The following is a 4,830-nucleotide window of genomic DNA, read 5'->3' as shown; positions in this document are numbered from 1 at the left end:
CATTCAGAAGCAGCTTGATCGCGGCTGGCTCTATGGAACACCGGCTGAACAGGAGATCGAAATGGCTGAGCGGATCATCCGCGATCAACCCGGCGTTGAGATGGTACGCTGTGTCTCAAGCGGATCAGAAGCCACAATGGCAGCAATCAGGCTGGCACGCGGTTTTACGCAGAAGAAAAAGATTCTGAAGATTGAAGGGGGATTTCACGGCGCTCATGACAGTGTCCTTATAAAGGCAGGATCTGGTGCAACTACACTTGGAATTCCGGATTCTGCCGGAATTCCTGTCGGTGTCGCAGAATTCACGCGGCAGGTACCGTATAATAATCCTGAGGCACTTGATCAAATCCTCTCTGACGATCCTGATATTGCCGCATTCATCCTTGAGCCGGTGATGGGGAATATCGGACCAATTCTACCTGAAGAGAACTACCTGAAAGATGTTCGTGCGATCACACAGGAACACGGTGTCCTCCTTATCTTTGATGAAGTGATCACCGGATACCGGCTTGGCATCGGCGGTGCTGCACAGGAATATGGCATTACACCTGACCTGACCACACTGGGAAAGATCATCGGAGGCGGACTCCCAATCGGAGCGTTTGGAGGAAGAAAGGATATCATGGAGATGATCGCACCAGCAGGACCCGTCTACCAGGCAGGAACTTTCAGCGGCAATCCACTCTCGCTTGCTGCCGGGATCGCGACCATCGATTATCTGAATGCTCACCGTGAAGAATATCATCGGGCAGAAGAGCGCACCCGTGTAATCGAAGAGAGTCTTCCCTCATCTGCGGAGGGATCGTTTGTCAGGACACAATCCATCTTCAAATATTTCTTCAGAAGCGATCCGCCATCAAATTATACAGAGGCAAAAGAGAGCGATACAAATGCATTCGGAGTATTCTGGAAGGCTGCGCTTCAGAATGGGGTCTTCCTCCCTCCGGCACAGTACGAATCAAATTTCCTCTCATTTGCACATACTGACGAAGATATCGAGACAATTGCCGGAGTCTACCATTCATGCCTTCCATAATCAGGATAGGCACACGTGCAAGTGCCCTTGCTCGAAAGCAGACTGAGATCGTCTCCAAACTCCTTCTGAAGAATGGGATTGAATCAGAGAGTATCATCATCAAAACAGAAGGCGATGCACAGACCGGTGTCCCTCTTCACGAGGTTGGGGGGCAGGGGATTTTTGTCAGGGCACTTGATGATGCGATCCTCCGGGGTGAGATTGACTGTGCGGTTCATAGTATGAAAGATATCCCGGCAGCCCGCCCGGACGGAATTACTACCGCTGCTATTCTCCCCCGCGATCCTCCAAATGACTATCTTGCGTTCGATATCCCGCTTGATGAGATCTCCTGTATCGGAACCTCCAGCACACGGAGGAGGGCACAACTTCTCCGCCATGACCCCGGGTATGAGATCAGGGAGCTCAGGGGCAATATCGACACACGAATTCGAAAGCTGAAATCCGGTGAATACGATGCAATTATGCTTGCAGAAGCAGGACTTGCCCGGATGTCAATTCATTTAAATGGAATCAGGCTCCCGACAAGCCACTTTGTCCCGGCCCCAAACCAGGGAACAATTGCTGTGGTGAGTAGGAATGATCCAGAGATAGCCGATCTGATTCGGCCACTCGATCACCCTGCAACCCGCAGGGATACAGAGATCGAACGTGCAGTGATGGAAGAAGTCGGCGGCGGTTGCTTTACCCCGCAGGGAATCTATTGTCAAAACGGCAACCTGATAGCGGAGATTCTTTCGCTGGATGGAAGGACGTATGAACGCATGGAAGAGCATGTCGGGCAGATTGACGATGCACGCAGAATTGGATCAGAGCTTCGTGATCGCTCTTTGAATCTTATTCTTGAAGCAAAAGAGAAACTGGGGTTGAAATAACCATGACCGGAATCGTATATCTTGTCGGATCAGGGCCTGGCGGCCTTGGCTTATTGACATTTCGAGCGCGTGAAGTGATTGATTCGGCTGAGGTGATCCTCTACGATCAACTGCCCGGAGATGAGATCCTTGCAACATTACCGGAGACGGCTGAGAAGATCAACTGCGGAAAATTTGGTGGATCCCATACCCTGAAACAGGAAGAGATCGAGAGCCTCATGGTGGACAGGGCACAAAAAGGCAAACGTGTTGTCAGGCTGAAAGGAGGGGACCCATTTGTCTTTGGCCGTGGTGGAGAGGAGATGGAAGTTCTGAGAGAACATAATATCGCTGTCGAGGTTGTCCCCGGGATTACGAGTGCAGTAGCTGTTCCCGGGTGTGCAGGGATTCCAGTTACACACCGGAGCCACGCAAGCCAGGTTACATTTCTGACAGGGCATGAAGACCCGACAAAAGAAGAATCTGCAATAGACTGGGGATGGCTGGCACGGTCACCAGGCACCATCGTAATCCTGATGGGAGTGAAGAATCTGGGCATGATCACCAGATCACTTATCGAGCATGGAATGACAGCTGAGAATCCGGTTGCCATTATTGAACGGGGCTTCCGCCCTGATCAGCGTGTAACAATCGGAACTCTTTCAGATATTGCTGAAAAAGCCAGAGAAGCCGGGGTAAAGCCACCCGCAATCATCGTGATAGGAGGGGTCGTCTCCCTGTATCGTGATGGGAGCGAGGGGGCGTGGAGCCGAAGCTGAAACTTCTTTTTATTCATTTATAACTATTGAAATATATGGGGCAATAAAAGACCGTCGATTAAATAATTAAACAAACATATTTTAATTTTAAAACAGGAAATACCATTATGAGAACGCAGGTTGATAGGTGAAACCATGAGATTAATACCATCCATAATCATCATGCTCATGCTCTGTATTTCAACTGCAGGAGCATATTCATTTCAGGTTGTCGGACCGGAAATGATGTCATCAAGTAGTCCTTTTGGGCTTGTTGAGAGTGGAGCATATGTGGATTCCGAACTTTACAGAATTCCGCCAGTCATAACTCCAATACAAGGGCCTCTTACAGCTGGCCCTCCGGATAACCCGGGCAAATCGGGCAGTGCACCCGGACAGTCAGGAGACGCACCAGGGAGCTCAGGGAATTCAGGAGACTCATCAGCAAACTCAGGAGGGAACTCAGGTAACTCAGGCAGTGCACCCGGACAGTCAGGAGACGCACCAGGAAACTCAGACAGTGCACCCGGACAGTCAGGAGACACACCAGGGAACTCAGGCAGTGCACCCGGACAGTCAGGATCACTTCCCACCGTAAGTCGTGGGGGTATTGGAGAAGTCAAGCCTGATCCCGAGACAGGTAAGAGCAGTTCCTCAACTATTATACAATCACCAGAAGAAACAGCTCAGCTCTTTATTCCTCAAGGTACTGTTGTCCAGATAAATGGTCAGCAGGTCAGCCAGATTACCATTCGAGAAGTTGGATCAGATACTATTCCGGATGTAGCCAGTGACTCAACATATCGACATGCAGGTGAAGTAGTAATCTGTGGTCCTGCTGGTGCCACCTTCTCTGAAAAAGTAGGAGTGACCTTTGGTCCATTCAGTCAGCAGCGTTGGGACGCACTCATGGAAGAGACAGGGGATGATCCTTCATCACTCGCTGTGGAGTGGTTCAATACAGAAACAAATGACTGGGAGCGGATCGATTCATCAGTAAACCCAGAGGTAAGAACTGTCACTGCATTTACAGATCATTTCACCGTATTTGCAATGTTTATCGCCCCGGGAGCGCAAAGCCCAATAGTCACGGAGATTGTCACTCCAATAGAGATTAATGGGAATATCTTATCCCCCACAGATAATGTCGTCGAAGAAAATGATGGTGAAGAGACCCTTATATCAAATAGTATTCAGGATGAACAGAACTCAGGCAAAACTGTAAACCCGGATAACGAAGAGGATAAGACTGAAGAGTATGGAATACTGAGAACTATTCTAAATAACCTTCTAAAAGTGTATGGATTAGGCGATTCTCAATAATTTTTTATAAATTTTATCGCATCTTTTTCAAAAGTATTGTGAAGACTGGTATCATCATCAATCAGCTATCATATTATCATCTTGAAACAGATCTATTCCACCTTTAACTGGTTTTACTTATAGTGCCGCCTCATAAATTTGATCACATTCTCTGATTCCAGCCAACCCGAATCAAGTTGTTTTATTCGTTCGTCGATCTGATCGACATGCTCCTCAATCAATGAAATATACTCTTCCTCTCCTTCAAGAAGAGCAACGCATCCCCGTATAACCTGTAGAGGATTTCGGATATTATCACCGAGGATGGCAAACTGATCAATATTCTGGCTGAGTCTTTCGATAGATGCAGCCCTCTCCCGCTCAATCTTAACCCGTTCAGAGATATCTCTGGCACCCCATATTGCAGCAGATCTGTTTTTATGAATGAACGTATGCATACTCACCTCAACGGGAAGAGGATCACCAGTAATTGGAAAGAAATAACCGGTAAGAAAGGTTTTTTGGGAGTCGTCATCATCAATGGTAAAAACCTGTGAAAGGCGCATTCCGATGAGTTCTTCCCGGGAAATACCAAGTGCTCCAGTTACAGCCTTATTTGAATCCAGTATCTTACCTGGCTTCTTATCATCGTCAAGTGCTACCAGAAGCATCAGATCATCCACCGCATTGAAGAGAAGGCGATAGTGTTCTTCACTCTCCCGAATTACCTTTTGATCCTCTTCAATCTCGCCCAGCAGATGATTGATGGAATGCCCAAGTTCGGCAACTTCATCATCACCTTCAACATCTATCGATTCGCCGGTGAGAGAATGGACAGTTATACTCTTAACTTCCGTATTGAGAGAGGAGATTCTTTTGA

General features: G+C 48.0%; 5 protein-coding genes. 4 read left to right on the top strand and 1 reads right to left on the bottom strand.

Features of this window, described 5'->3' with window-relative positions:
* The 4 genes from QCH34_RS06845 to QCH34_RS06830 all read left to right on the top strand — a co-directional run.
* Positions 1-1,036, top strand: a 1,036-nt coding sequence (locus QCH34_RS06845) for a glutamate-1-semialdehyde 2,1-aminomutase (protein WP_300332145.1), incomplete at its 5' end; no start/stop codon positions are given.
* On the top strand, positions 1,024-1,911 hold the full coding sequence (gene hemC / locus QCH34_RS06840; protein ID WP_300332143.1) for a hydroxymethylbilane synthase: 888 nt from the start codon (positions 1,024-1,026) through the stop codon (positions 1,909-1,911). The genes QCH34_RS06845 and hemC, both read left to right, overlap by 13 nt.
* Before the next feature lie 2 nt (positions 1,912-1,913).
* Positions 1,914-2,669 (top strand): uroporphyrinogen-III C-methyltransferase, encoded by a 756-nt coding sequence (gene cobA / locus QCH34_RS06835; RefSeq protein WP_300332140.1) that lies wholly within the window; start codon positions 1,914-1,916, stop codon positions 2,667-2,669.
* 135 nt (positions 2,670-2,804) lie between these two features.
* Positions 2,805-3,971 (top strand): hypothetical protein, encoded by a 1,167-nt coding sequence (locus QCH34_RS06830; protein WP_300332137.1) that lies wholly within the window; start codon positions 2,805-2,807, stop codon positions 3,969-3,971.
* A 113-nt stretch (positions 3,972-4,084) separates the two neighbouring features.
* Here QCH34_RS06830 and QCH34_RS06825 read toward each other — a convergent pair.
* A partial coding sequence (locus QCH34_RS06825) for a HAMP domain-containing sensor histidine kinase (RefSeq protein WP_300332134.1) occupies positions 4,085-4,830 on the bottom strand: 746 nt, incomplete at its 5' end.

The organism is Methanocalculus sp. (genome assembly GCF_029762515.1).
In the GTDB taxonomy this organism is placed as follows: Archaea; Halobacteriota; Methanomicrobia; order Methanomicrobiales; family Methanocorpusculaceae; genus Methanocalculus.
Note: the sequence above shows the minus strand (reverse complement) of the source record. Positions and strands in the feature narration are given on the sequence as shown.

Bases quoted from the DNA above. Each gene is read 5' to 3' on its own strand.
- cobA (WP_300332140.1), top strand. From the start codon at position 1,914: ATGACCGGAATCGTATATCTTGTCGGATCAGGGCCTGGCGGCCTTGGC.
- hemC (WP_300332143.1), top strand. From the start codon at position 1,024: ATGCCTTCCATAATCAGGATAGGCACACGTGCAAGTGCCCTTGCTCGA.
- QCH34_RS06830 (WP_300332137.1), top strand. From the start codon at position 2,805: ATGAGATTAATACCATCCATAATCATCATGCTCATGCTCTGTATTTCA.